At 67.6% G+C, this 25,954-nt stretch carries 21 protein-coding genes and 1 pseudogene; 9 read left to right on the forward strand and 13 right to left on the reverse strand.

Going from position 1 to position 25,954, the window contains the following annotated elements:
- Positions 1-664: 664 nt before the first annotated feature.
- Both ACFVWD_RS31805 and ACFVWD_RS31810 read right to left on the reverse strand, forming a co-directional pair.
- Positions 665-2,254, reverse strand: a complete 1,590-nt coding sequence (locus ACFVWD_RS31805) for a peroxidase family protein (protein WP_389601056.1) — start codon at positions 2,252-2,254, stop codon at positions 665-667.
- Between the two features lie 1,009 nt (positions 2,255-3,263).
- The gene (locus ACFVWD_RS31810; protein ID WP_389601125.1) at positions 3,264-4,346 is read right to left on the reverse strand and encodes a helix-turn-helix domain-containing protein; all 1,083 of its coding nucleotides are present in this window, start codon (positions 4,344-4,346) and stop codon (positions 3,264-3,266) included.
- A 447-nt stretch (positions 4,347-4,793) separates the two neighbouring features.
- On the opposite strand from ACFVWD_RS31810, the gene ACFVWD_RS31815 reads away from it, so the two are divergent.
- Entirely contained in the window at positions 4,794-5,630 is an 837-nt protein-coding gene (locus ACFVWD_RS31815) for a hypothetical protein (RefSeq protein WP_389601058.1), read from the forward strand.
- 885 nt (positions 5,631-6,515) lie between these two features.
- Positions 6,516-7,775 carry a hypothetical protein gene (locus tag ACFVWD_RS31820; RefSeq protein WP_389601060.1) on the forward strand — a complete coding sequence of 420 codons (1,260 nt, stop codon included), beginning with the start codon at positions 6,516-6,518 and terminating at the stop codon, positions 7,773-7,775.
- Positions 7,776-7,798: 23 nt separating this feature from the next.
- Here the strand turns inward: ACFVWD_RS31820 and ACFVWD_RS31825 are convergent, their stop codons facing one another.
- A complete protein-coding gene (locus tag ACFVWD_RS31825; protein WP_389601061.1) occupies positions 7,799-9,208 on the reverse strand; it encodes an IS701 family transposase in 1,410 nt (469 codons plus the stop codon).
- A gap of 466 nt (positions 9,209-9,674) precedes the next feature.
- Between ACFVWD_RS31825 and ACFVWD_RS31830 the strand changes: the two genes are divergently transcribed.
- Positions 9,675-9,938, forward strand: coding sequence for a hypothetical protein (locus ACFVWD_RS31830; protein WP_389601063.1), 264 nt, complete (start codon positions 9,675-9,677; stop codon positions 9,936-9,938).
- 102 nt (positions 9,939-10,040) lie between these two features.
- Here ACFVWD_RS31830 and ACFVWD_RS31835 read toward each other — a convergent pair whose 3' ends face one another.
- Together ACFVWD_RS31835 and ACFVWD_RS31840 are read right to left on the reverse strand one after the other, a co-directional pair.
- Complete coding sequence (locus ACFVWD_RS31835) at positions 10,041-10,535, reverse strand: hypothetical protein (RefSeq protein WP_389601065.1); 495 nt, start codon at positions 10,533-10,535, stop codon at positions 10,041-10,043.
- 9 nt (positions 10,536-10,544) lie between these two features.
- Positions 10,545-11,993, reverse strand: coding sequence for a helix-turn-helix domain-containing protein (locus tag ACFVWD_RS31840; protein ID WP_389601067.1), 1,449 nt, complete (start codon positions 11,991-11,993; stop codon positions 10,545-10,547).
- Between the two features lie 406 nt (positions 11,994-12,399).
- Here ACFVWD_RS31840 and ACFVWD_RS31845 point away from each other — a divergent pair, with 406 nt between their 5' ends.
- The 4 genes from ACFVWD_RS31845 to ACFVWD_RS31860 all read left to right on the forward strand — a co-directional run bounded on the left by ACFVWD_RS31845 (position 12,400) and on the right by ACFVWD_RS31860 (position 15,520).
- Entirely contained in the window at positions 12,400-12,888 is a 489-nt protein-coding gene (locus tag ACFVWD_RS31845; RefSeq protein WP_389601069.1) for a DUF6415 family natural product biosynthesis protein, read from the forward strand.
- 243 nt (positions 12,889-13,131) lie between these two features.
- On the forward strand, positions 13,132-13,428 hold the full coding sequence (gene tgmA / locus ACFVWD_RS31850) for a putative ATP-grasp-modified RiPP (RefSeq protein ID WP_389601071.1): 297 nt from the start codon (positions 13,132-13,134) through the stop codon (positions 13,426-13,428).
- Positions 13,428-14,390: an ATP-grasp ribosomal peptide maturase gene (tgmB, locus tag ACFVWD_RS31855; RefSeq protein ID WP_389601073.1), complete on the forward strand. Its 963-nt coding sequence runs from the start codon at positions 13,428-13,430 to the stop codon at positions 14,388-14,390. The genes tgmA and tgmB overlap by 1 nt, the downstream gene beginning before the upstream one ends.
- Complete coding sequence (locus tag ACFVWD_RS31860; RefSeq protein WP_389601074.1) at positions 14,390-15,520, forward strand: methyltransferase domain-containing protein; 1,131 nt, start codon at positions 14,390-14,392, stop codon at positions 15,518-15,520. The genes tgmB and ACFVWD_RS31860 overlap by 1 nt, the downstream gene beginning before the upstream one ends.
- A 67-nt stretch (positions 15,521-15,587) precedes the next feature.
- Here ACFVWD_RS31860 and ACFVWD_RS31865 read toward each other — a convergent pair whose 3' ends face one another.
- The 7 genes from ACFVWD_RS31865 to ACFVWD_RS31895 form a co-directional block, all read right to left on the reverse strand.
- Entirely contained in the window at positions 15,588-15,824 is a 237-nt protein-coding gene (locus tag ACFVWD_RS31865) for a helix-turn-helix domain-containing protein (protein ID WP_389601076.1), read from the reverse strand.
- An 853-nt stretch (positions 15,825-16,677) separates the two neighbouring features.
- Complete coding sequence (locus ACFVWD_RS31870) at positions 16,678-16,926, reverse strand: excisionase family DNA-binding protein (protein WP_389601078.1); 249 nt, start codon at positions 16,924-16,926, stop codon at positions 16,678-16,680.
- Positions 16,927-17,075: 149 nt separating this feature from the next.
- Positions 17,076-18,065: a zinc-dependent alcohol dehydrogenase family protein gene (locus ACFVWD_RS31875; protein WP_389601079.1), complete on the reverse strand. Its 990-nt coding sequence runs from the start codon at positions 18,063-18,065 to the stop codon at positions 17,076-17,078.
- Entirely contained in the window at positions 18,062-18,949 is an 888-nt protein-coding gene (locus ACFVWD_RS31880; protein ID WP_389601081.1) for a carbohydrate ABC transporter permease, read from the reverse strand. The genes ACFVWD_RS31875 and ACFVWD_RS31880 overlap by 4 nt, the downstream gene beginning before the upstream one ends.
- Positions 18,946-19,905 carry a carbohydrate ABC transporter permease gene (locus ACFVWD_RS31885; RefSeq protein WP_389601083.1) on the reverse strand — a complete coding sequence of 320 codons (960 nt, stop codon included), beginning with the start codon at positions 19,903-19,905 and terminating at the stop codon, positions 18,946-18,948. The genes ACFVWD_RS31880 and ACFVWD_RS31885 overlap by 4 nt, the downstream gene beginning before the upstream one ends.
- 80 nt (positions 19,906-19,985) lie before the next feature.
- Positions 19,986-21,341, reverse strand: a complete 1,356-nt coding sequence (locus ACFVWD_RS31890) for an ABC transporter substrate-binding protein (RefSeq protein WP_389601085.1) — start codon at positions 21,339-21,341, stop codon at positions 19,986-19,988.
- 81 nt (positions 21,342-21,422) lie between these two features.
- Complete coding sequence (locus ACFVWD_RS31895; protein WP_389601087.1) at positions 21,423-22,184, reverse strand: DeoR/GlpR family DNA-binding transcription regulator; 762 nt, start codon at positions 22,182-22,184, stop codon at positions 21,423-21,425.
- 370 nt (positions 22,185-22,554) lie between these two features.
- Between ACFVWD_RS31895 and ACFVWD_RS31900 the strand changes: the two genes are divergently transcribed.
- Positions 22,555-22,872: a hypothetical protein gene (locus ACFVWD_RS31900; RefSeq protein ID WP_389601089.1), complete on the forward strand. Its 318-nt coding sequence runs from the start codon at positions 22,555-22,557 to the stop codon at positions 22,870-22,872.
- Between the two features lie 481 nt (positions 22,873-23,353).
- Here ACFVWD_RS31900 and ACFVWD_RS31905 read toward each other — a convergent pair.
- Positions 23,354-24,299: pseudogene (locus ACFVWD_RS31905) on the reverse strand (AAA family ATPase); the annotation flags it as partial.
- Positions 24,300-24,994: 695 nt separating this feature from the next.
- Here ACFVWD_RS31905 and ACFVWD_RS31910 point away from each other — a divergent pair.
- On the forward strand, positions 24,995-25,831 hold the full coding sequence (locus ACFVWD_RS31910) for a prephenate dehydratase (RefSeq protein ID WP_389601091.1): 837 nt from the start codon (positions 24,995-24,997) through the stop codon (positions 25,829-25,831).
- Positions 25,832-25,954 lie beyond the last annotated feature (123 nt).

A 25,954-nucleotide genomic window follows, 5' to 3' on the forward strand; every position in this document is an offset into this window, starting at 1 on the left:
TGCGGCTACGGGCAGGCTTGCAACGCCGAAAGCGAGTGATTGCTTTTGTGGCGGTCGAGGTGAGTGGAGATACGACCGGGGTGTTGGCGCTCTTCGAAGGGGGCTCCGGCCGCCATAGGTGATGCTGGCCTTCAGCGGCCGGTTTGCGGTGCAGGCCAAGGGTGCGCTTGGGGTGAAGCGTCGGGCGGGCGCCCCGCGCGTACGAAGTCCCGGCACTCATCCTGAGCGACGCTTTCGTTCACCCACCGTCGTCGCACTGCCCCTGTGCTGGTCTCGGCAGCGATGAGCGCGTCAAGAGCGTCGTCGGCTGAGGCAATCAGGCGACCGCCTTCCACATCCTCGTCGTCGGGTTCCAGAGGTGCCGCCGTCCGCAGCTCACCCGGCCGGGCAGCGTCATCGTCGGCGACAACATCGTCCGCGCGCGTGAGCCTTGGCTACGGCTGCTTCGACCTCGGCGGCCGGCCCGAGTTTCGCGCTGGCGAGGGGTGCAAGTACCGGTATGGCGCGTGAACGGATCCGGTGGCCGGTCGTCGTGGACCGGACCCGGGAGATCGCGGAGGGCCGCGTCACGCTGCGACCGGTGTAATCGGCCGAGGACGCCGTCGTCGCGCCGGGTGCGGACATGCTGCGGTGGGGGTGGGGCGGTCTTCAGACGTAAGTCGGTTCAAGCTTGCGTGGAGTCGTGGCGGAAGCTGACGTGCGCCGATGTCGGTGACTTGGAGTTCCGGGCGACAATCTTCTGCAACGAGCCGGTATCGGCGATGACCTTCATGCCGGTCTTCGTGAAGGTGGCCTCGGTGAAGACGTTGCGCGCCAGCAGTGGGTTGGTGAGTGCTTGCGTGAAGGCGTCGTTGGCGACTATGGCGGTCATCAGCTCGCCCATCATCATGTAGTCGGGATAGTCCTCGGCGAAGATACCCACGTACCATTCGAGCTGGTCGATGTGCCCGTAGAGCGCCTTCAAGCGCTCCCGGATCTTTGCGTCGGCCGTCAGCTCCTCGAAGCTCTTCAGCGGTCGTAGGTTGTATGCCTTGCGGTACTCGTTGAACGACTGCAGCCGGGCCTTGCGCATGAGATCGACCGTGACCTCTTCGACGGAGGGCCAGTCCGGGGCCGAGCGGTCGACCAGGAAGGCCGGCGTGTTGCCCAGTGCGATCTTGCCAGCGCTCGCCCTGGAGCATCGCGCCATCAGCGCCTCCACGCCTTCGGAGAGCACGAGCGGGTTGTTGTTGCGGAAGCCCGTGGCATCGAGCTGCTCGGACTCCGTGCCGATCGTGTCCGGGACGAGCGGGTGCCAGCGGTACAGCAGGTTGAATTCGATCGCGCACCAGTTGGTCCGGTTCCAGCGTTCCTCGTCGGCGAGGAACGGGACCACTTCGAGGGCGAACTCGAAGGGTGCGATGTGCACGATGTACTCCTCGACGACGAGCTTGAGCAGCACGACAATCATGATGTTGCGCGTCGTCTCGAAGATCCGGTCGTCGTCCCAATCGGGATTCTCCGCCGCGAGGATGGAGGCGACGCGGTTGTGCTCACGCAGGAACACGATGTTCATGGCCGTGTTGCCGATGGTCGAGTTACCGTGCTCGAGGCCGACGGCGAAGAACGTGTCCTTCTGCTCCTCCGGTGCGCTGCGGAGGATCACGTCGGTGATAAACGCAGGATCGTGGAGTCCCTCGAACTCCGTCTTGAACACCAGCGGGTCGCCGGCCTTGCGCGGCTTGAAGAGGAAGACGGGGTACTCCTCGCCCGCGATGATCTGGCTCTTGAGGCGTCCGCCCTGATGTGCGCGCAGCAACTTTGTCTTGTCGCGGTTCACGCCGTAGATCTGGCAGAGGTCGATCTCGTGGTTGGACTCGTTCTTGCGGTAGTCGGTGAGGCTCGTGCGCAGGAAGCTGTCGGTGAACCACTGCGCGAAGAACATGAACATCACGCTGGTGTCGGTCGACGCGACGAAGTGCTCGCGCCGGTAGAGCGCGACGACCTCGGTCTCTGGCGGAAGCGTTGCCTGCGCCTCAGGCGTGACGGGCGGTAGGTGCCGCCCGGAGAACGTGCGATCGGTGAGGCTCTGCCAGCTGGTGTAGTCGCCGGCCAGCGACAGGGCCCGCGGCCGTAGGGTCGTCATATAGCCGAAATTGTTGGTCACCGCCCGGCTGACGAACCGGCGGATTGGCGGGATGCCGCTGAGGCCGAGGGGGCCGACGATGTTTGGTAGGTACCGGCTCACCAGCGACGGCAGGCGGGGAACGAGCATGATGTCGCGTCTCCTCGATGGGTCGTCGGCCGAGCGCGCTGGGGGAAGCCTAAGCGCCGCACGCGCGACGTGAGGCGCGCCACACCGGCGCCGGTGAACAGACGCCGCCAGCCCTTGTCCATCCGACGAGTGAACTTCGTCAGCTGAAGCGTGCACCACAGGTGTTGCACCGGCTAAGGTCGTGTTGACCGCTTCTGAGCTGCGTGAACTCGAACCGCACGCTTACGGCGCCCCGGAGAAACGTCGGCGACCTCGACTGTTCAGGCGAGGACGTCGAACGCGACCGGGTGGAACGCACCGGCTGCTGGAGCCGGGGCCCTCGGGGCCTGCTCACCCACGACCAGGCCCGGCAGCACGCTCTGCCCGCGGCCGCGGGCAGAGCGCGACGACCTGTGATGGCCGACCGTCGTCCGCCGCTACGGCTTCGATATCGACCACCCCGTGCAATGGGAAGTCGAAGTCCTCGAACCTGCATGATTGCAGAGCGGCTCGGGTTTCGGGAGCACAGGATAGGGACACAGAGTGAGGGCAGAGTCGCGTCATAGGCCGTGACGCTCCAAGATCCTTTGACCCCATCACTCGCAGGGTGCTGCTGGAGGGGAAGAGCGGAGCCGTGTCTGGTGAAGTGTTCGAGGAACGTGCCCGTATTGACGTGTCAGGAGCGTGCAGCCCGGAGTTGCTGCGATGCCCAGGGCGACTCGTGAACGACGAATATTCGGCCACCCTGATGGAGAGCTCCGGCTCACCTCCAAGATCACGGAGCGGACCTTCATGCCTGAACTCCTGGCCCCCGGTCCCACCGGTGTGCGGATTGCCGGCGATAAATACCAGTGGCTATGGGCCTGGCAGGGCTGCGTCACAGCACTGCGGGACGCTGCCCTCCGCACACCCAACCCGGTTGTCGGTGTCGGTGTCGGTGTCGACCAGGTGGGCAACCTGGACGACGTTGTCCTCTATCGGGCCAGCCCGCCGCACACCTTGCGGGTGCCGATTATTACGTCCGGGCAGGTCAGGTCGCGTGTGTGTATTCGTGGAGGATGCCGCCGAGGCGGTCACGCAGATGGATGTCCAGTCGGTCGGGGTCGGTGATCGGTTCGGGGACGGGCCGCAGGGGTGCAGCGCTGTGCAGGGTGCGGTGGCGCCGGTGCTGGTTGTAGAAGGCTTCGAACTGGGCGAGTGCGTGGAGCAGGTGGGCCTGGTTCCAGATCAAGGTGCGGTCGAGGAGCTCGTGTCTGCAGGTCTGCACCCACCGTTCCATGACCGAGTTCATGCGGGGCACGCGGATGCTGGTGGTGACGACCTCGATGCTTTCGGCCTCGAAGACGGCGTCGAACGCGCGGGTGAACTTGCTGTCGCGGTCCCTGATCAGGTATCGGACGGTGGCGCCGGTGTCCTGCACGTCCATGACGAGGTTCCTTGCGGCCTGGGTGACCCAGTCAGCGGTGGGATGGGCGGTCGCGCCCTGGACTCGGATGCGGCGGTTGGTGTGCTCGATGACGGCGAAGACGTACAGCGTCGCGCCGTTCAGGGTGGTGGCGGTGAAGAAGTCGCAGGCGAGGATCGCGTGGGCCTGGCCGCGCAGGAACGCGGCCCAGGTGTGGCGGTCGCGTTCGGGAGCGGGGTCGATCCCGTGGGCTCGGAGGATCTCCCATACGGTGGAGGGTGCGACCTTGATGCCCAGTACGGCGAGTTCGCCATGAATTCGCCGGTAGCCCCAGCCTGGGTTCTCGCGGGCCAGGCGCAGGATCAGAGTCTGGATGGCGCGGCGGGTCGGTGGACGGCCGGGCTGCTTGCGGTGGGAGATGTGGGCGTGGCGGCGGCGCATGAGGTCGCGGTGCCACCGCAGGACCGTGTCCGGTGAGACGATCAGGTGCAGCTGCCGTAGTCGGGCGCGAGGCAGCCTGTGGAGGAGTGCAGCAAGGAAAGCGCGGTCTGCTGAAGTGACGCGCGGCCTGTCGCTCTGCCGCTGCAGGACCGCCAACTGGTGACGTAGCGTCAATATCTCGATGTTCTTGTCCACGTCGCTCATCGGCAGCAGCCGGATGAAGGCGAACACGCTCGACACGGCGAGGTAGGGCAGTCGCAGCAGCACGATCAACCAGCCTGACACGCCCGCCTGGCGATCAACGGCCGTTCGGAAGAACCTGCACGTCACACACTATGGATGGCGTTTTCGGCACCCACAGGTCGAAGACGCCGGTGAGGACCTTGACCAGCATTTCCGACAGAGCCCAGCCGATGAGGATGCCTCCGGCCAGCCCGGTGACTGCCAGGAGCAGGGCCTCGGTATGACGACGGCCCGACCCAGTCGACGCCGCAGCCAGGCGGTCGCGCGGTCAGTGGGCGCTGGAGCGGTGCTCGGAGTGTTCAAGGCGGTTCTCTTCCGTCGCGTGGGCAGGGGAGGGACACAGGCCCGCTATAGGGAAGTGGGCGATATGTGCATGCATGGCGCCATGGTGCCCGTGCGGGACGGGCGGGGCGGGTGAAGCGCGCCAGCAGTCAGGATGCGTTCAGGTGCCCGGTGGCACGGTCGGACAACGTGACCTATGAAACGTCTGAGAGTCAGGTGGTTCCGCAGGCCGGTCAGCCCTCCGGTTCTCGGGGCCGGCTGCGTTCCAACAAGGTGCCCGAGGTCACCGTCTACTTCTGGATCATCAAGGTGCTGTGCACGACGGTCGGCGAGACCGCGGCGGACCTGCTGAACGAGAAGGCGGGTCTCGGGCTGACCGGTGTGTCGGGGCTGATGAGTGCCCTGCTGGCCGTCGTCGTGGTGGTCCAGTTCCGCTCCAGCGCCTACCGGCCGGGCGTGTACTGGTCGGCGGTGGGGCTGATCAGCGTCGTCGGCACGCTGATCAGCGACAACCTCACCGACAACATGGGCGTGCCGCTGGAGACGAGCACCACGGTCTTCGCGGTCGTCCTCGCGGTCGTGTTCGCCGTCTGGCACCGGCGCGAGCGGACCCTGTCCATCCACCACATCGACACCACCAGCCGTGAGTCCTTCTACTGGCTGGCGGTCCTGTTCACCTTCGCACTTGGCACCGCAGCCGGTGACCTGGTGTCCGAGCGCATAGACCTCGGCTACTGGCTGTCCGCCGTGCTCTTCGCGATGGCCATCGCCGCGGTGGCCATCGCACACTTTGCGCTGGATCTGGACGCGGTGTGGAGTTTCTGGATCGCCTACATCCTGACCCGCCCGCTGGGTGCCTCGATCGGCGACTACCTCTCCCAGCCCACCAGTAGCGGCGGCCTCGACCTGGGCGCCGTCGTGACCAGCGCTCTGTTCCTGGCGGTCATCCTCGGGCTGGTCACCTACCTCTCCGTCACCCGCAGGGATGTCGCCGAACCGGAGCACCCGTCGGGATACGCGGCCTGAGCCACGAGCCAGTCCGATACTTCCTGCCATCAGCTGCGGCCGCGCTCGACTGCTGGTTCATCCCACCCGTGGAGAAGCACGCACAGGTGGTCGAGCGAAGGCAGGGGAGTTCAGCCAACAGGCGCCGAGAGGACGGCGCTGCTGGTCGTCGGGAGAGTGGAGTGTCGGCGGCGGTTGAACCAGAGTTCGGCCCGCCGAGAGTGGGGGACGACCGTTACGGAGGAGAGGTGCGTGTGTGCATGGAGCCATGCTGCTCGTGCTGCACGAGTGATACACGGTGGTAGTCAGGATGCGTTCAGGTTCCCGCTGGCACAGTCGAGCAGTATGACCAATGAAACGTCTGAGGGCCAGGTGGTTCCAGAGGCGGGCACCCAGCAAGGAGACCGGCAGCGAGTCGGCGAGCAACCGGCCGAGGCGGGCCCACACCGCCTCTCCGGCACTGGGTAGGGAGTGACAGGAGAGCCTTTGCGCGGCCGGGAGGGGCAGGCCGCACGGAGGATCGGGCGACGCGAATTCACGCGCTCCGCAGATTGAATTCTGGGACGAAGTTCCCAGAATTTCGGCCATAGGTGTGTCCTGTATCACGCGGGGCAATCTCGAGATCCCGCCTATAAGGTATGTCGCCCCCGGGTCATAACAGGTGTACAGAAAGTCCTTGCGCAGGCCAAGGAAAGAATAAAAGCAGAGATCATTCCGGGAATGCGAACCGTGCCGCGGATATCGCCCCCCGGCGGCGCGGCCCGGGCGGGCTTGGCGAGCAATCGAAGTCATCCCGCCGTCCTGCGGATCCGAGGCTGCGCTTGTCTACACAGGTGTAGACAGTTACCGTTCCGCAGACGTGAGGGGCGCCCCCTCTGTGCTGTCGCCGTTCTATGTGAGGGTTACATGACAACTGTGACTACGCCCGAGAGCTCTCGGACGCATGTCAAGCAGATGCTGAACAAGGTTCCCGAGGTCACGATCTGGTTCTGGATCATCAAGATCTTGTGCACCACGGTCGGCGAAAGCTTCGCCGACTGGATCAACATGAACCTCGGCGTCGGCCTGATCAACACCTCATTGATCTTCACCGCGGTTCTGGCCGGTGTCCTGGGCTGGCAACTCACCACCAAACGCTATGTCCCGTTCGTGTACTGGCTCACCGTTGTGGTGGTGAGCGTGACCGGCACGCTTTACACCGACATCCTCACCGACAGCCAGGGCGTTCCCCTCGCGCTGAGCAGTAGCGTGTTCGCCGGGATCCTCGCCGTTGTCTTCGGGATCTGGTACGCCCGCGAGCGGACCCTGTCGGTCCACACCATCACCACCCGCCCCCGTGAGCTCTTCTACTGGCTCGCGGTCCTGGTCACTTTTGCCCTCGGCACCGCGACCGGCGACTGGACCCTGGAACTGACCGGCTGGACCCCGGGCGTCTCCGTGCTCCTGCCTCTCGGGTTGATTGTCTCGATCGTCCTCGCATGGCGCCTCGGTGCCAACGCGGTGCTCTCCTTCTGGCTGGCTTACATCCTCACCCGCCCGCTCGGCGCCAACCTCGGCGACTGGCTCGGCTCGCCCAGCGGCGACGGCGGCCTGGGCCTCGGCACCGCGGCGACCAGCGTGATCTTCCTGGCCGCGATCCTCGCCACGGTCGTGTACCTCACGCTCAGCCGCAGCGATGTCATCGAGACCGACGATCTCACCGATACCCCACGAGCGCTGAACCCAGCGCGTGAGCGGATCATGCTCGGTTACTACGCCGTCGTAGCGGTCGCAACTGCGGCTCTTCTCATCTGGGCACACCACCAGCCCCACGCGGCCGCGGCCAGCGAGTCCGACACCCCGGCACCTGTGACCGCCCACCTCACTCCGAAGCAGGCGACGTCGCCGTTCCCTCCGGCTGAGATCGCGAAGTTCCGCACGATCACAGCTGACACCCTGGCCAAACTCAACTCGGGCAACCAGCAAGCCGCGACCACCCGAGTGACCGACCTCGAGACCGCCTGGGACGATGGTCAGCCCACCCTTGAGCCCAAGAGTGAGCAGTCCTGGCACTTCCTCGACAGCGAGATCGACCACGTCCTGAAGGCACTGCGCGCTTCGAACCCCGACAAGGCCACCGAGGTCAAGGCACTCAACACCCTCCTCACCTCACTCAGCTACCGGTAGTTCGTTAAATCCGGCGGTAGAGGTCAAGGCCGTGTCCGGTGGTGACTGCGTCGATCAGGGCCTGGAGCTCGGTGGGTGGGTCTGTGTCCGTCCAGGCTTGCCACCATCGGTTGAGGGTGATGGCGGGGGTGAGCCAGGAACGGATGGCGCGTAAGGCCCTGGGCCAGCAAGGCTGTTGGGGCCGGTGGGATAAGGCCGGTCCCCCTCTCTGGCGCCTCGTCGGGGCACGGGTCCGGCGCGGTGGCATCCAGGGGTCCGGGTGGGGCGAACCACTGGTCCCAGCAGAAGGAGAAGGCGCAGTTGACCAGGGTCTGGTGGCGGCGGATGGCGCGGGCGGAGCGGACTTGGAAGTCGGCCCAGCCGAGTTCGTCCTTGACCTGTTTGTAGCTCTGCTCGATCCACGGCCGCAGGCCGTAGAGGCGGACGATCTCGGCCAGGTCGGCCGGCGGGTGCGGGCTGGTGGTGGCGTGGGGTGCGTCGGGGTGGGGCAGGTTGGTGGCCAGGTACCAGGTGGCCTTCTCCGGCAGCCGGGCCGGGTCGGTGGTGGCCACGACCAGCCGGCAGGGCGAGTCGGGTCCGTAGCCGCCCAGGCGGGCATCGGCCGCCCACCAGGTCTCGGTATGCCCGTCACGGAAGTGACGCTCCACAGCCGTCCAGTCGCCCGGACGCCTGGCATCCTTCCAGGTGAGGGCGTGGGCGGCTTCGATGGGGGTGTGCGGCTGGTCGGCCCGGGCCCAGGTGCCGCGGTGCGGCTTGAGTGCCACCACGTAGGCCAGGCCGGCCTCGCGCAGTGCGAGGTACCAGTCGTCACTGACGGAGTAGGCGCAGTCGGCGACCACCGCGCGGCAGCCGAAGCCCGCCTCCTTGCCTCGGTCCGCGAGGGCAGCGGCCAGCTGCGGTTTCGTACGGAAGGCCGGATCGGACCGGCCGCGGGCGAAGTGGTGGGCGGGGGTGTAGGGAGTCGCGTGCAGCGGGTAGTACACGCGGCCGTCGGTCCACACCGTGGTCACCGTGACGATGCCGTTGTCCGTCTTGCCCAGCCGGCCCAGCCACTGCCTGCCCACGTGCGCGGTCGCCGTGCCGTCCTTGCGGTCCCCAGAGTCGTCGATCACGATGACCCCGCCATCGTGCGGAGCCGTCGCCGGCTCTTCGCGCAGCAGCTCAAGCCGCCGGTCGTTGACCAGCTCGGCCTCCCAGGGCGACTCGGACAGGAAGAACTGCAGCCGCTGCACCCCCGGCATCCCCGCACCTGCCATCGGTTCCGCCCCTGCCAGGCAGGTGATCGTCTTGTTCCGCTCCCGCGGCGCCAGGAGCCCGGTCAGGTACTCGCGAAACCCCCGCCGCTGAGCCAGGCTGAAGAAGAGGTCGTCGAACCGGGCGGCGTACTCCTCCAACGGACCCGGCGCAGGCGGAAACGGACGGCGAGCGGTCATCTTCAGCCCCCAGCAAGGCAGTTGACTCCTACCACCGGCCTACGACCAACCCGACCTGCCGTCAACCCACGCCACCACCGGATTCAACGAACTACCGCCCGCATCCAGCATGCATTCATCCCAGTCGGCGCCTGCTGGCTCAACCTCCAAGAGGGCTGGTGGCGCATCTTCCGCAAGACCGCCCTGGCCGGACGCTCCTTCGGCGACCGCGACCACATCACCCACGCCACCGAAGTGGCCACAGCCCAGCTCAACGCCCGCGCCCGACTCTGGATCTGGGGCAGACCCGCACCACCCACCAGGCGCTTACGCCGCCGCTATGTGTACTTCCTTTGAGGAATCCAGCACTAGCGATGGCCGGCGGGTTCGCCCGCGTCATGGCGCTGCCCAGCGTGCAGTTGCTGCTGCCGGGCTGGCTCCGTACAGACGACGTGGCGGGCAGAGAGTGACCGTGCCGGAGGCGTCCGTGGCCGTGGAGTTGGAGCGGCTCCGCGGCACGGTCGCCACGGGCTTCGCCGAGGTCAAAGGGTCGCTGGCTGTGCTCGTCGAGCGGTCAGCCCGCAACGAGCGGGACCTGGCGCAGCTCCGCGAGGACACCGAGAAGGACATGGCCGACCTCCGCGCCGATGTCGAGGCCTTGAAGAAGAACCGGTGGCCGCTGGCTGCGGTCGGCGCGCTGACTGGTGTGGCTGGCGCGGCGACGGGTGTGCTGTCGTTGGTCGCCCGTTGAAACGGCCCCCTCTCGCCTTCGGGCGGGAGGGGGCCGTTTCGTTGTGTCCGGGGTCACTCGTTCAGCGGCTCGGCGCCGTGGGCGCGAGCGATGGCCGAGAACTCAAGAGCCCTGCCGTGCGGCGCCGCTCGGCCAGACGACATCGACCGACAGACCCGCGTCGCGCGCCTCGATCACCGTGTCCGCAGTGCCGCCGCCCTTCCCGGACGGAGGCTCCCCGTTCCAGACGGCGACGAGACGCTCGGCCCGCCGGAGCAGGGTCCGATTGGCATCCTCGTACGCGGACCGGTTCGCGGTCTCGTGGTCCAGGACGAGGACCTCGTCAGCGGCCTCGGTGAGCCGGTCGAAGGTGTCGGCGTGGTCGGGCCTGACCTTGTTCTGCCGGTAGTCCTGTGACGGGATGACCGCTACCAGGCGTCCACCGAGTTCCAGCACGACTTCGGCGAAGATGGAGTCGCTGCCCTTCGCGATGCACGACACGCCGACAAGGGCGCCGTCCCCTGCGTACGGCTTCAGCGTCTGCCGCAAGGCGTCGCGCACCAGGGGCACACTGCTGTCTGCCAGGTCCATGTGCCCGGTCACGGCGATGGTCGTCACGTTGCTCCTTCAACTCGACAGGACTTCGCGGATCCTTGCCCGCGCCTCGCCGACCGTACGCGATGCAGACCGACCCACCGTGTACGGGTAGAGCTGCCCGAGTTGCGCACGAACCCGGCTCGACTGCGTACGAGCCGCAGCTTCTGCAGCCTTGTGTGTGTGCGTCACGGCTGCCGGCGTATCGCCGATGAGGAAGTGGCACTCGGCCAGGCCGATGAGGTCCAGGGCGTGACTCCGGCCGGCCTCTGGGCCGCGCGCCGCGAGGGCTTCGCTGATGGAGTGGGCGGCAGTTTCGGCGTGGTGCTGCGGGTCCTTGCGGGCGAGGTCGAGCAGACGGCCGCCGGTGACGCCGGCGAGTTCGGCGCTGTCGAAGTAAGCGATCCAGTAAGGATCTTCTCCGGCTCCGACGTCGGCGAGGGCTTCGGTGCCTTCACTGGTGGCCCGTTGGAAGGCTGCGGCTCTGCCGAGTGCGGCGTATGCCCATGCCTCACGGGTGTGCAGCATCGCCAGTAGCCGTGGGCCTGCGCTGTCGCGCGCGCCCTTCTGCGCGAGGTGGACCAGTTCGAGAGCGTCCTGCGGCCGGTCTCGGTAGAGCATCTGCCGGGCCATGCCCGCGAGCACGTTGGCGCCGAACGCCGTATCACCCCCGGCGTGCGCCGCGCGCAGGGCGAGCTTGTAGTACTGCTGGGCTTGCCGCTGGTGCCCCGAGTCCCAGGCCATCGTGGCGGCCGTGCCTCCGAGCTGGGCCATGACCTGGTAGAGGCGCTGCTCGATGACAGGCGACTGGTGGTCCTCAAGGTGGGCGGCGACCTCGTTGAGCTGACCGACGACAGCTTTGCGGCGCAGGCCGCCGCCGAACTTGTGGTCCCACGCCCGGAACGCGCGCGCCGTCGTCTCCAGCTCGTCGACGTCGCGTTTGCCGAGTCGTCCGCGCCGGCCCGGCTCAGCTGTCGGACCCGCGGGCAGGAGCCATGCTTCTAACGGATCGAGTAGAGCGGCACCGCCGATCGCGGCACCAGCCAGAGCGCGCGTCGCCGCGCGGCGGTCCATCACGAGATCGCTCCGGGTCAGGTCAGAGGCCAGCTGCACGGTCGCGTCGGGGCGCCACGGGGTGTCGTCTTCGGGCGACTCTGCTGCTGGCGGGTTTGGCGGTTCGGGGCTGTCGGGTTGCTGCTCCCATGGACGGTCGGCGAGTCCCACCATTCGGCCCGGGATACGCAGTCCGTCGGCGATGCGGCAGATGACGTCGAAGCTCGTGACCTGCTGCTGGCCGCTGATGACCGTGGAGACCTTGCCGGGGGTGAGCTGGCAGGCAGACGCGATGCGGTTCTGGGAGAGGCCGCCCCACTTCTTGATCAGTGCGAAGGCGGCTGCGAAGTCGTGCTCTGCCAAGGCTCTTCTGAGGTCTTCCCTGTCGAGGACTTCAGGGGCGAGCGGGCCGGGGGTGGTGGCGTCCATGGTGCAACCTCCGGGTTGATCGTAGGCGTTGAGGCGGCCCATACCGAACCAGGAACGAGTGTATTACCGCCTCGGTAACACCTGCCGGTCATCGCGGAGTTGCACGCCGAGGGCGAATCTCGATGCGTGAACAGAAAGTACCCCGGTAACCGAGCGACCGGTCCCGGGGGCATGGCCAACGCTCAAACCAGCGAGGGAGCGTCGACATGACGAACGGTACCGCCCGAGAGCCAGAGGCTCAGGGTTCCACGATGACATTGCGCGTCTACTCGGTAACGAGGCAGGGCCTTATCGCCGAGGACCGGGGAACGGTCACGGTGCTGCCCTGCCAGGACCAGCCGATCGGCAGGAACGAGTTCCCGCCGTGCCAGTGCCCCCGTCACGCAGGCCGGAAGCTGGTCAGTCGGTGACCGTCGTCCGCCCGGAGGCAGCGAGCCGCCCCATCGACACGGCCGTCCTGCGCGCCGACACGGCCGAGATCCTCGGCCCCGAGCCGGTCCTGCCCCGGTACGAGCGAGTGCAGCACCTGGCCTTCACCTACCGGGGATCCATCCTGCAGCTGATCCCCATCGTCGAGAAGCTGAGCCACGATCTGCCCGGCGACGACATCCGGGGCCGCTGCGCCCTGGCCGGGATCGGTGAGTCCCGGCGCCGCCTCGACGAGATCGAGGCGGTCGGTCTCGCCGGAGAGGTCCGGCGCGCCCAGCGGCTGGCCCGCGCGGTGCTGGCCCTGTGCGACCACTACGACACTCTCACGGGCGTGATCATGTGCACCGTGTGCGACCGCCCGATCGGCCCTGATGACGAGTTGATTCCGTACGAAGTCGGCGCCGAAGAGGACGCGAAGTCCGGTGTCGTCCATCCCGGTTGCGCGCCTCAACCTCTCCGCGGCTGACGTCGCCACCCAGCCCCGGTGTCAGGGGCCCCATGGCGGCCGCAGGGTCAGGGCCGCACTCAGAACCCCCGTTACGCCACGTTGCCGGAAGCCGTGGTGTGGCGGGTGGCCCGTCCTGGCCTTGGCCACCGGGCAGACAAGACCGCCGGCGCGGGGGAACCATCCCCCGCTGTGCTCCCCTACGGCCCGACCCCGCGCCGGGGTCCGCACATCCCGTGTTTCACCAATCGATGGGAGCAGACCATGACGACAGCTCTGGACCGTGAGGCGTTCCCCCTCACCCCGCCTGGAGGCCGTTCCCCCTTCAGCATGGAGGCGCCGTCGGCCCCGGATACCCGCCCGTGGGCGCTGCGGTTCGCCCGCATCCCGGACTCCACCGGCGCCGTCCGAATCCCGCCGCACGTGTACGACCATGACCGCCAGGTCAACCTGTCCGACGACGGCGGCCTCCTGACGTGCATGAATAACACGCACACGCCGACCGTGCAGGACGGATCGACGACCAACCCGCCGCCGCTGGACGAGGGGCCCAAGGACTGATGGCCGCGCCCGTCCTGATAGTCGCTGCCTCCGACGACTGGCCCACAGACCGGGTCGTCGTCGAGCTGGAGCAGCGCGGGGTCGAGGTGTTCCGCATGGACACCACCGACTTCCCACAGCGGCTCGCCCTGGCCGGACGGATCGACCAGGCGTGTGCGTGGACGGGCGAACTCGCCACCGAGCACCGGACGGTGGACCTGTCCCGGGTCGGCGCGGTCTACTACCGCGCCCCCGGGGCATTCCAGTTCCCAGAGGGAATGTCCGGCCCGGAGGCACGGTTCGCCGCCGCCCAGGCCCGCGCCGGCCTCGGCGGCGTCCTGTCCGCACTGGAGTGCCGGTGGGTGAACCACCCGACGGCCATGGCGCGCGCCGAGTACAAGCCGGTGCAGCTCGCCGCCGCACGCGCGTGCGGGCTGACCATCCCCGCCACCCTGGTGACCAACCGGCCGGAGGACGTACGAACCTTCGCCACCCAGGTCGGGCAGGTGGTGTGCAAGCCCGTCGCGTCGCCCGTGCTGATCGAGGACGGTCGGCTCAAGTCGGTGTACACGCACCGTCTGACCCCGAGTGACCTGTACGACCTGCGAGGCATCCGTACCACCGCGCACCTCTTCCAGGCATGGGTGAGCAAGGCCTACGAGGTGCGGCTGACCGTGGTCGGCGAGCGGATGTTCGCCGCCGCCATCCACGCGCGCAGCGGCGCCGCATACGAGGACTGGCGCAGCGACTACGGAGCACTGACCTACACCGCTACGACGGTGCCCGACGAGGTCGCCGCGGGAATGACCCGGCTGATGAAGCGGCTGCAACTGCGCTACGGTGCCGCCGACTTCGTCGTTGGCCCCCAGGGACCATGGACGTTCCTCGAGGTCAACCCGTGCGGTCAGTGGGACTGGATCCAGGGCGAGACCGGACTGCCGATCGCCGAAGCGATTGCCGATGATCTGCAAGGAGTCACCTGATGGACTGGAAGCCGTACGCGGCCGACCTCGCGACCGATGCCGCCCACCCGGGCTCGGACTGGTGGGCCCCGATCATGGAAACGCCGCGGCACATGCTCGTGGAGCGCTGGTTCACCCCCGGCAGGGACGGGTGGACGGCCGTGGACGGGCCGTCCGACGAGAGGGCGTGGGCGACGGCCGCCTACTCGGATAGCACGCTGGTCACCCGGATCGGGCCCGTACACGCCGACCACGCCGTCACCGGGCAGGCCGTCACCGGGCACCCCACCTCGTCCTCCACGCTGCCGAGCCTCGTCGTGACGATGCTGCGGCACGGCCGTCTCACCCCGGGCGTGCGGCTGCTGGACCTGGCCACCGGCTCCGGCTACAGCGCCGCCCTGGCCTGCCACCGGCTCGGGGACGACCTCGTGACGACGCTGGACGTCGACCCGTACCTGACCGCGGCTGCCGCCGAACGCCTCGACCGGATCGGCCGGCACCCCCGCGTCGTCACCGCCGACGCCAACAACGAACTGCCCGGCACCTTCGACCGGATCGTGTCCATGGTGTCCATGCCCCGCATCCCCGTCCAGTGGCTGACGGCCCTCGCGCCCGAGGGGCGCATGGTCACGACCATCACGGGCACCGGCCTGATCATCACCGCCGACAAGGACGACAACGGCGGTGCGACAGGACGCGTGGAGTGGGACCGGGCATCGTTCATGGCCACCCGTGCCGGCGAGGACTACCCGCCCGGGCTGAACGACCTGTTCGCCACCGCGGTGGAAGACGACGGCGAGGTCACCACCTCCCCGTTCCCCGTGCTCGACGTCATGCAGGCCTGGGAGGTGTGGTCGATGCTCACCCTGATGTCGCCCGGTATCGAGCACCGCACGGGAACCGCAGACGACGGCAGCCACATGACGTGGATGCTGCACCCGGACGGCTCCTGGGCCCGCGCCTACACCCCGGCAGGCGAGGACATCACGACCGTCCACCAGGGCGGCCCGCGCCGTTTGTACAACCTGCTCGACGAGGTCCGTTGGCGGTGGCTGGAACACGGGGAACTCCCCGTGTACGGCGCCCTGGTCACCATCACCCCGGACGGAGAGACAACCCTGTCGCGAGGCGCCTGGTCCCTCACCCTGTAGCCGTCGGCGCTCGAGGTCCGCGGCTCCGCTCGTCCGCCTGCCCCGTGGCGGACGGACGGACCTTCGGTCACTTCATGAGTTCGGCGAGCGGGCAGCCGATCGCGTCGGCGATACGGATCAGGGTGTCGAGCTTGGGGCTCGAGTGTCCTTGCTCGATCCGGCTGTAGGTGGCGACGTCGACGCCTGAGCGTCCACACACCTGCTGCTGGGTGAGGTCGTGATGCTCGCGCAGCCGGCGGATCTGCTCTGCCACCGCGCGGCGGCGAGCGAGGACCCGGTCATCGGGCTGGGTGGGGCGAGGCACTCGTCCACACTCCAGACCCCGTGATCAAAAGTGATTAGGGTAGACCCTAATTTGTGTGATCTTGGAGGGGCAGGGTAGGGCGGCAGAACAACCCATTCCCCTTTGAAGCAGCCCTCGCCAACCTGCCCCCCAGGCGGAGGAGAGGGCGTCAGAGCGCCCCAGCCTCACCGAGGCTGGGGCGCTTCTGTGCGCACCGGGCGAGATTTCAAAGACTGCCGATGTCGCGATGCTGCGGGCCGAGCCCGCCGTGTTCGGGCTGGTGACCTCCGACCCGACCGTCTCGCGCCCGGTCGACGCCCTCGCCGCAGCCGGGCCCTTGCCATACTCATCGGCGGCCCCAGCCTGGCCAGGCAGAAACGGCCCGCCAGCAGAGCTGACGAGCCGTCATGCCAGATCAGCGGGGTTAATCGCAAACTACATGTCTGCATCTTCGTGTTGCAGGTTGTGGCAGTGAAACATGTATAGGCCTTCCCAGGGTTGGTGTCGCGCCTGAGTAGCGGGCGCTGCCTCGTGACTTGCGGCGTTGGACTCCGGGCGACACAGACGAGGTGGCGTTGCGGGTCTCGGCTGTTCTGGAGGAGGCGTGGCAGCGGCTTGAGGACCGGCAGCAGGCCGTGATCTCGACGATCGCGAACAACCCGCGCACCTCGCGCGTCCTGGCGACGCTGGAGGAGTTCAAACAGGCGATCATCTATTTCCGCAACCATGCGGACGATGAGGCCCGAGCCTTCGTCCAGCGTCAGCTTCCCTGGCTCTACCAGCAGGGCGCACAGACGGCGGCTACCGTGATCGGTTCGCCGTTCACCTGGACGCAGATTCACAAGGATGCGCTCCAAGCCCTTGCCTCCGACTCCTACGCCGACACGGCCAGCGAGCACTCCTGCCCGGACGATCCCGAGACACGCACATACAAAACCTCCCGCCTCGGACGGGAGATTGAAGAGGCGCTACCACGCTTCATGTTCTCCACATCGACCGAGGAGAACCGGCGCTCACGGCCGACCCACATGAACGGGATCTTGCCATCGACAGCCCACTGGCGAAGCGTCATCGGGTGAATCCCCAGACGCTTCGCAGCCTTGGACATACGCAGCAACTCCATATGCCCAACCACACATACACAACACTAGGGATAACTAATGAAGTTGGTGAGCCTGACGAGCCGTCCGGGCGTCCGTCCGGTCGGGACAGAAGTTCAGCGCATCTTCGCACGTCAGGTCGCCCAGACGGACCCAGGCCGGAGGGCCTAGGTCAGGGCAGTACGACGATCTTGCGTCCCTGGCCGGCTGCGAACTGCTCCAGTGCCTGCGGGTACTGGGTCAGTGGCATCCGGTGGCTGATGAACACCTGGGGATCGAGCACTCCGGTGGCGAACAGTTCCGCCGCCCGCTCGTAGCTGTGCAGCACTGCCATGGAGCCGGTGATGGTGATCTCCTGGTTGTAGATGCGGTACGGCGAAATGGTGGCAGTCGTCGCGTAGTCGGAGACCCCGAACTGCAGGAACGTTCCGGCTTTGGCGACCCGCTCCAGGCCGTCCTGGATGGCGGCGCCGTTGCCGGTCGCGTCGACCACCACGTCCCAGCCGCCAGGTCGCCCCAACTCGTCGGCGGAGAGGGCCGCTTGGGAACAGCCCAGCTTCTCGGCCGTGGTCAGCCGTTCCGGGTTGACGTCGACGACGTCAACCGATGCGGCACCGGTGCGCTTGGCCAGCTCCAGCATCATCAGGCCCATGGTCCCGCTGCCGTAGATCAGCACATGGGAGCCGAGCCTGCTGTTGAGCACGTCGTAGCCGCGCACGGCGCAGGACAGCGGTTCGATCAGGGCCGCGTCCTGGACGTCCACGTGGTCGGGCAGCCGTACGCAGTTGGCGACGGGTGCCACGGCGTACTCGGCGGCGCCGCCCGGCACGGTCACGCCGATCGCCTGCCACCGGTCGCAGAGGTTGTTGCGGCCGGCCCGGCAGTAGCGGCACTCGTTGCAGTACAGCGAGGGGTCCACGGCGACCCGGTCGCCGATCTTGAGTTCGGTGACCTCGCTGCCGAGGCCCACGACCTTTCCGGCGAACTCGTGGCCGGGGACTATGGGCAGCTTCGGGGCGAACTCGCCCTGGAGGATGTGCAGATCGGTTCCGCACAGCCCGCAGGCCGCTACGTCGATCACGACCTGGCGCGGCCCGGGGGTGGGGTCGGGCACCGTGGTGACGGTGACCTTGCCGGGGGCTTCGATGACAGCGGCTTTCACTTGACTGCTCCTAGGGACAGGCCGCGGACCAGTTTGTCCTGGGCGGCGAAACCGGCGATGAGGACCGGCAGGGACACCAATGTGGCGGCGGCGCAGAGCCGGGCGAGGAACAGGCCCTCGCTGGTGATGAAGCCGACGAGGAAGACCGGTGCGGTCGAGGCGTTGGTCGCGGTGAGGTTGACGGCGAACATGAACTCGTTCCAGCTGAAGATGAAGCAGATCAGCGAGGTGGCGGCGAGTCCCGGCGCCGCGACCGGGGCGACGACCCGCCACAGCACGGTGAGCAGGCCCGCGCCGTCGACCTCGGCCGCCTCCAGGATCTCCTTGGGCACCTCAGCGAGGAACGAGCGCATCATCCACACCGCGATCGGCAGGTTCATGGCGGTGTAGAGGACGATCAGCGTCCAGACGTTGTCCAGCATTCCGGCGTCCTTGACGATCAGGTACACCGGCAGCAGGGCCGCGATGGCCGGGAGGAACTTCGTGGACAGGAAGAAGAACATCACGTCGGTCCACTTCTCGACCGGCTTGATGGACAGCGCATAGGCCGCCGGCACCGCCAGGGCAAGCACCAGCAGCGTCGAAAGGACGCTGGCCATGGCCGAGTTGAGGAGGAAGGGGGTGATGTCCCGGCTGAACAGCAGTCTGTACTGGTCGAAGGTGAGCGGCGCGAAGGGGGTCGGCGGGTTGGTCGCCGCGTCCGCCTCCTGGTGGAAGGAGGTGAGCACCATCCACGCCACCGGTGCGAAGAAGGCCAGCGTGGCGAGCCAGGCGACGAACGTCCACAGCGGCGACAACCGCGGTGTACCGCCGTGATCGTCGTGGCGGCGGAGGAGCTTCTTGAACCTCGCGCCGGGGGCGGCGAGGGCTGCGAGAGCGGTCATCGGGATACCTCCTCGCGGAACAGCGACGCGATGGTGCGCAGCGCGAAGGTCGCGATCACGATCGAGCCGATGACGACGACGACTCCGGCGGCGGCCGCCTGGCCGTACTCGTACTTGCGGAACATGGTCAGGTAGATCTCGTAGGGCAGGTTGGTGGTCTGGGAGCCGGGGCCGCCCTGGGTGATGGTGTAGACCGCGTCGAAGGTCTGCACGACGTAGATCGTGCCGAGCAGGATGCCCAGTTCGATGTACTGGCGCAGGTGCGGCAGCGTGATGTGGCGGAAGGTCGCCAGGGCGGAGGCGCCGTCCATGCGGGCCGCCTCCAGGACGTCGCCGGGCTGCGCCTGCAGGCCGGCCAGGAGGATCAGCATCATGAACGGGGTCCACTGCCAGACCAGCGAGACCACGATGGCGGGCATGGGGTAGGAGGAGATCCAGTCGACCGTGGGGCCGTTGTCCGCACCGAAAAGCCGGTATACGGCGTTGAGGGTGCCGTTGAGCAGGCCGTAGTCGGGGTTGTAGATGGCGTGCTTCCACAGCAGCGCCGCCGCGACCGGCATGACCAGGAACGGGGAGATGAGCAGGGTCCGCGCAAGGCCGCGGCCGACGAACCTGCGGTCGAGCAGCATCGCCAGGCCGAGTCCGAGGACCACGCTGATGAGCACCACCGACGCGGTAAGAACGACGGTGTTGAGCACCGCCGTGCGCAGCCGTACGTCGGTGAAGACGAACGTGAAGTTGGACAGTCCGACGAAGTGCCGGTCGCCCGGCTTGAGGATGTTCCACTGGAGCGTGGAGATCACGATCGTGGCCACGAAGGGCAGCTGCGTGACGACGATGGTGAAGACCAGCGCCGGCAGCAGCGGGAAGCGGCGTTTCCATTTGCTGACGCCGGTGGTGGTGCGCGGACGGCTGGGCGGTGATGCTTTTCTGGGTGGAGCAGTGAGCGTGGTCATGGACTTTCCTCCGCCAGTGACGGCCGGGTAGGGGGAGTGGTGCCCGGCCGGGGGAGGGCCGGCCGGGCGGTTCGTGCGGGTCACTGGTAGTTCTTGGCGACGTCCTCGGCGAGCTTCTGGCCGTCGTCGAGCGCCTTGTCCACGCTGGTCTTTCCGGCGATGGCGGCGGAGATCTCCTGCGTGACCTTCGTTCCCAGGTCCTGGAACTCGGGGATGGCCACGTACTGGACGCCCACGGTCGGCCTCGGCTGCATGCCCGGGTTGGCCGGGTCGGCGCCCTCGATGGACTTCAGCGTGATGGCACCGAACGACGCGGCGGCCTTCTGGTACTCCGGGATCTCGTACGTGCTGGCCCGCTTGCCGGCCGGGACGCGCGCCCAGCCGAGCTTCTCGCCGACCAACTTCTCGTACTTCTTGCTGGAGGCCCACAGCATGAACTGCGAGGCCGCGTCGGCGTTCTTGGTGGTCTTGGGCATGGCCCACGCCCAGCTCCACAGCCAGCCGCTGCTCTTGGTCTCGACGGTCGGCGCGTACGCGTAGCCGACATGGCCGGAGATCTTGCTGGAGCTGGAGTCCTCCAGCGAACCGGCCGCGCTGGTCGCGTCGTACCACATCGCGACCTTCTTCTGGCTCATCGCGTTGAGGCACTCGGTGAACCCGGCCTGCGGGGCGCCCGCCTCGCCGTGCTCCTTGACCAGGTCGACATAGAAGTTGGTGGCCTTCTTGAACGCCGCGCTGTTGACCTGGGCCTTCCAGTCCTTGGTGAACCAGGTGCCGCCGAAGGTGTTGACCACGGTCGTCAGGGACGCGCCGAGCTCGCCCCAGCCGGCCAGACCGCGCAGGCAGATGCCCTTCATGCCGGGCTCGGCGCCGTCGACCTTGGCCGCGATGTCGGCGATCTGCTGCCAGGTCGGGCGCTCGGGCACCGTGATGCCCTTGGCCTGCATGACGTCCTTGTTGTACATGAGCATCGACGACTCGCCGTAGAACGGCAGGGCGTAGAGCTTGCCGTCGGAGCCGGACAGCGACGTGACCATCGGCTTGAGCAGGTCAGCCTTGTCGAAGCTCGTGTCCTTGTCGGCGTAGGAGCTCAGTTCGTGCAGCCAGCCGTTCTTCTGCCAGATGGGGATCTCGTAGGCGCCGACGGTGGCGACGTCGTACTGGCCGGCCTGGGTGGCGACGTCCTGGGTGACCTTGTCACGCAGCTCGTTCTCGGGAAGGATCGTGAAGTTGACCTTGATGCCGGTGTCCTTCGTGAACGTGCTCTTCGTCAGCTTCTGGATGTCCTCCATCTGCGGGTTGCCGACCATCAGCACGTTGATGCTCTTGCCGCCGCTACCGGAGCTCGAGGAGCCGCCCGCCCCGCTACAGGCGACCAGCAGCGAGCCCGCGGTCGCGGCTGCGGCAGCGACATGGATCATTCTTTTTGTGCGCATGACTGACTCCAGGGAAGTTTCGAGGGCGTGGGGAACCAGGCCCCCGGGCTTGCGGGGGTGGGAGAGGGGGCGAACTGCGGCTCAGACCCGGATGACTTCGGGGCCCAGTAGTGAGTAGCGGTGTGCTTCGGAGGCGGGCAGCCCGGCGTCGGTGACGATCGCCTCGAACTCTGTGACGTCCGCGAAGCGGCAGAAGCTCACGGCACCGAACTTCGTATGGACCCCGGAGAAGACCCGGCGCCTGGCGGCCCTGAGGGCCTGGGACTTGACCTCACTCACCGCGGGGTCGGGGGTGGTGAGTCCGTGCTCGCGGGAGATGCCGTTCGCGCCGACGTACGCCAGGTCGATGACGAAACCGGACAGCATGCGGGTCGCCCAGTGGTCGACCGTGGCCAGCGTCCCGCCGCGCACCCGACCGCCGAGCAGCAGCACGGTGATGTTCTCGGCGGAAGCCAGGTCGCCGGCGGTGGTCAGCGAGGAGGTGACCACGGTCAGTGGCCGGTCGCGGGGGAGTGCGGCGGCGATGAGCTGCGGGGTGTAGCCCTCGTCGAGGAAGACGGTCTCGGCGTCCCCGAGCAGATCCGCCGCGGCGGCCGCGATCCGGGCCTTCTCGGGGACGTGCATGGTGGTGCGGAAGGCGAGCGTGGTCTCGAAGCCCGCGCTCTCCACGGGATGGGCGCCGCCATGGGTGCGGCGGACCAGCCCGTGTCTCTCCAGGAGGTTCAGATCGCGCCGCACGGTCTCCTTGGAGACCCCCAGGTCGGCAGCGAGCTTTCCGACGTCCACGGATCCGGAACGGCGTACCGTTTCCAGGATCCCGCGTCTTCGATCATCGGCGTCCACGGCGACACCTCCGTTTCACGGCTCAGCGCGTTGTGCCCGCGTTGGTTGATTCCCGGAGCCCGGCCCGTTTGGGCTCTGGTGGCCAAATTTCTACAAGGTGAATGCCCGTACTGACCAGGTTCGTCGTAGAGCAGTTCATGACCGAATGAGCCCGTTTTTCGGAGTGGGGATCCCCTGAACAATGCGGTGGAGGGCCCCAGGGCGGGGGAGACCACTGCCCGCTTGTCCGCTGAGCGTGCCTGCTCGCTGCCCGTTTCCCGGACGGATCAGGACACCCGACCGGAGTCGACGCGTAAATCCGGTCGGCACGGCACTGTGGGCAGATGTGGTGGGAGCTCTGTCAGTACCCCTCGGCAATGGAAGAAATTCGATGACCGCAGGAGGCGTCACCTTGAGGAAGCGGTCCGAATTCACCGCAACGGTATTCGGGACGGCGGCCGTTTTCGCGTGGGTGCCATATGCCTCTGCCGCGCCCGACCAGATCCACCCGCAGCCCGTGTTCACGCACGTGAAGACCGAGGCCGCCTTCGACTTCGTAGCCGGTGACATGCGCGAGAACATCACGGTCAAGCCCGACCGTTTGCTGACCATCTTGACGCTGGGGAAGCAGCCGAAGCTGGTCCGGATCACGCCGTCCAGGCATCTCCTGACGCTTGTCGTCGGGGCTCCTCGTCGTGTCAGGCATTGAGGGCGGGGAGCAGCGGTGAGCGCGCCTGCGACCGCCTTGGTCTGTAGGTATGGGCGAGGCCGTCTGGACCCGGATAGAGGCTCCGTCCCGACTGGCGGGGTGGAGCTTTTGCGCGTTGGAAGGGGAATCCGCTGCGTCCGCCTTGGAGCGCCCTTGCCGAGTAGGGGAGACGGCCGCCGAACCGGCTGGGATTGTCCATACGGGACGCGTTCGGGACGCAGGTAGGACACAAGGATGGGAACAGACGGACATGGGCCGGGAAGCATCAATATGCTGCACCCCGTCTGACCTGAGAAAACGTCAAGGATGAGCAAGGATCGGCAAGGGCCGCCAAGATCCTCAAAGGACTCATAATCCGTCGGCCGTGGGTTCGAGTCCTACCCGCCCCACCCTGGCAGGGCTGTGACCTGTGGAAATGCCCCTCGTGAGGTGTCGGACCGTCAACTTTCGCTCAACGGACTGAATCCGCTGCTCATGACTGCGGATGCCGGAAGACGAACTCGCCGCTGAGCGGTTCGATGTCCAGCAGGCCGCAACTCGCGGCCTCGTCGGCCTCCGTCATCCGGTAACGCGTGCCTCCCGCGAGGCCGGTCGCCGTACCGGCACCGACGCCGTCCAGGGCGCCGCGCAACAGCTCCGCGCGCACGGCGTCGCCGAGGGCCTCGATACGGGCGCCGTACACGTGCTGCAGACGCAAGGGGAGGGGGATGCCGGTGTATCCGAACAGTTCCTCAGAAGTGCGTCCGGTCCGCTTGCTGCGCACGTACGGGGGCAGTTCCAGCAGGGCCAGCGGATTTCCCTGCGCCTCGGCCAGGACCAGACGGCGGATCCGGGGGTCCAGCCCGGGGTGGTGCCTGTCCAGCAGCTGCTCGGAGGCCTTCTTCGACAGCGTGGTCACCGGCAGTTCGGGCAGCGCGGCGGTGTCGAAGCCCGAGGGCACCTCGGAGCGCAGGCCTACGACGAGCTTCACCGAGCTGCCGGTCAGCCGACGCCCTACGAAGCCGCACACCTCGGTGCTGGAGATGTCGAGCCACTGGCCGTCGTCGAGCACCAGCAGGAGGGGTTGCTGCGACGCCGCGAGGGAGAGCAGGTCGAGGACGGCGATCCCGAGCGTCATGACCGAGGGGGGTGTGCTCTCGCCCCGGCCGAAGACGACGTCGAAGACCCGCCGGTGCGGATCGTCCAGCCGGTCGATGTTGGTGAGCAGCGGATACAGGAACTGATGCAGACCGGCGAACGGCAGCTCCGGCTCGGCCTCGACGCCGGCCGCCCTCATCACCCTGTGATTCTCGGCCGTCGCGAGTTCGGCGACGTGCCCCAGGAGGGCACTCTTGCCCACACCTGCGTCACCGCTCAGGACGAGAGCCCGGCCTCCGGGGCCCCACGAACGCCGACAGCACCTCCTGCTCGCTTTCGCGGCCGACCATGGTCCCGAAGACCGACTCCACCGTCCCCCACTCTCTTCACCCCGAACGCTCTCACGTCCGTGCACACGTATCACGCCGGGCGCAATCGCGAGGGTACGCCGCCGTCCCTCGCTACCCGGACCTCGAGGGTGGTGCGTTTCCCACAGCCACATGTCGGGCAGCCGCGCGTATGACAGGACGGCGGTGGCCGGCCCCTCACATGCTCGGTGCGGTCCTCCCTCACACCTCACGCAGAAGACTAGATGTCTCCGGGGGAATTCGTCATCCGGCATGGCTGAAAAGATTCTTGTTGCGCGGCCGCCCCTCCCTCCGAATAGGGGCTCGCCGGACGTGCCCGGCACCTCGCCCCAGGTGTGTCCCTTCCACTGCGATACGTGTGTCGTGGGCCGACGCCCCGAGTCATCAGGAGGAACACGAGGGACCACTCGGCCCGCGCGTTCTGGCTCCGCTCACCGGGCCACGGAGAGATACGTGACGTGAAGCCACCGGCGCCGGATGACCGACGTACTGGCCGGCCCGGCTGCGGATGGGACGGCGTGCGCGGAGCGGGGAGCCTGTGCCGTCTGCCATGGCCGCCGACCGACACGCCCTGGTGAACTTGATCGAGGCCTGTTCACCGATACTTCAGCAAGTGCGGTACGCGAAGGAGCTTCTGCTGCCCCACGACAGGACCTCCCCGAGGAAGGCTGAACACGGTGACGACCGCCGCATATCAGGGTGAACCCGGATCCAATTCGGCAACCGCCGCGCGTGCCCTGTACCCCGAGGGCGACGAACTGGCCTGCACGAGCTTCGAACAGGCCCTGGACGCCGTGACGCTCGGCGCCGCCGACGTCGCTGTGATCCCGGTGGACAACTCCGCGGCCGGACGCGTCGCGGACGTGCACCACCTGCTGCCGGAGTCGGGGCTGTTCATCGTCGCCGAGTACTTCCTCGCCATCCGTTTCGACCTGTTGGGGGTGCCCGGCGCGACGCTGGACCAGGTGGAGTGCGTACGCAGTCACGTGCACGCGCTGGGACAGTGCCGCAAGGTGTTGCGGGAGGGCGGCTGGCGCACCCTCGTCAGCGACGACACGGCCGGAGCGGCGCGCGAGGTGGCCGAACTGGGCGACCCGCGGCACGCGGCGCTCGCCCCGCCCGCCGCGGCCCGGCTCTACGGCCTCGATGTGCTGCGTACCGAGGTCGAGGACGACCCGGACAACACCACACGGTTCGTCGTCCTCTCCCAGCACGCCGCCCTGGCCCCGAACACCGGGGAGCCGACGATGACGAGCCTGTTCTTCTGCGTGCGCAACATCCCCAGCGCGCTGTACAAGGCGCTCGGCGGCTTCGCCAGCAGCGGCGTGAACCTCACCAAGATCGAGAGCTACCAGATGGGCGCCGGGCTCAACGCCAGCCACTTCTACGTCGAGATCGAGGGACACCCCGACGAGGAGCGCGTCGCTCTGGCCCTGCACGAGCTGCGCTTCTTCTCCTCCGAGGTGCGCGTCCTGGGGGTGTACCCCGCGCATGCGCACCGGCTGAAGAGCTGACAACGTAGGAGCCCACCCCGGGAGTTCACACACGTGGACCGCTCGCACATGCGCCTGGCCTGCCGAGCTTCGGTCCCGACGCCCGGCCGGAAGGCATCCTTCTGGGCACGAACACGAGTGGCG

It is taken from the genome of Streptomyces sp. NPDC058086, assembly GCF_042885015.1.
Lineage (GTDB): Bacteria > Actinomycetota > Actinomycetes > Streptomycetales > Streptomycetaceae > Streptomyces.

Excerpts from the sequence above, each read along its gene's own strand:
- ACFVWD_RS31805 (WP_389601056.1), bottom strand. The coding sequence starts at position 2,254 with ATGCTCGTTCCCCGCCTGCCGTCGCTGGTGAGCCGGTACCTACCAAAC.
- ACFVWD_RS31820 (WP_389601060.1), top strand. The coding sequence starts at position 6,516 with ATGACAACTGTGACTACGCCCGAGAGCTCTCGGACGCATGTCAAGCAG.
- ACFVWD_RS31825 (WP_389601061.1), bottom strand. The coding sequence starts at position 9,208 with ATGACCGCTCGCCGTCCGTTTCCGCCTGCGCCGGGTCCGTTGGAGGAG.
- ACFVWD_RS31840 (WP_389601067.1), bottom strand. The coding sequence starts at position 11,993 with ATGGACGCCACCACCCCCGGCCCGCTCGCCCCTGAAGTCCTCGACAGG.
- tgmA (WP_389601071.1), top strand. The coding sequence starts at position 13,132 with ATGACGACAGCTCTGGACCGTGAGGCGTTCCCCCTCACCCCGCCTGGA.
- tgmB (WP_389601073.1), top strand. The coding sequence starts at position 13,428 with ATGGCCGCGCCCGTCCTGATAGTCGCTGCCTCCGACGACTGGCCCACA.
- ACFVWD_RS31860 (WP_389601074.1), top strand. The coding sequence starts at position 14,390 with ATGGACTGGAAGCCGTACGCGGCCGACCTCGCGACCGATGCCGCCCAC.
- ACFVWD_RS31870 (WP_389601078.1), bottom strand. The coding sequence starts at position 16,926 with ATGGAGTTGCTGCGTATGTCCAAGGCTGCGAAGCGTCTGGGGATTCAC.
- ACFVWD_RS31880 (WP_389601081.1), bottom strand. The coding sequence starts at position 18,949 with ATGACCGCTCTCGCAGCCCTCGCCGCCCCCGGCGCGAGGTTCAAGAAG.
- ACFVWD_RS31885 (WP_389601083.1), bottom strand. The coding sequence starts at position 19,905 with ATGACCACGCTCACTGCTCCACCCAGAAAAGCATCACCGCCCAGCCGT.
- ACFVWD_RS31890 (WP_389601085.1), bottom strand. The coding sequence starts at position 21,341 with ATGCGCACAAAAAGAATGATCCATGTCGCTGCCGCAGCCGCGACCGCG.
- ACFVWD_RS31900 (WP_389601089.1), top strand. The coding sequence starts at position 22,555 with ATGACCGCAGGAGGCGTCACCTTGAGGAAGCGGTCCGAATTCACCGCA.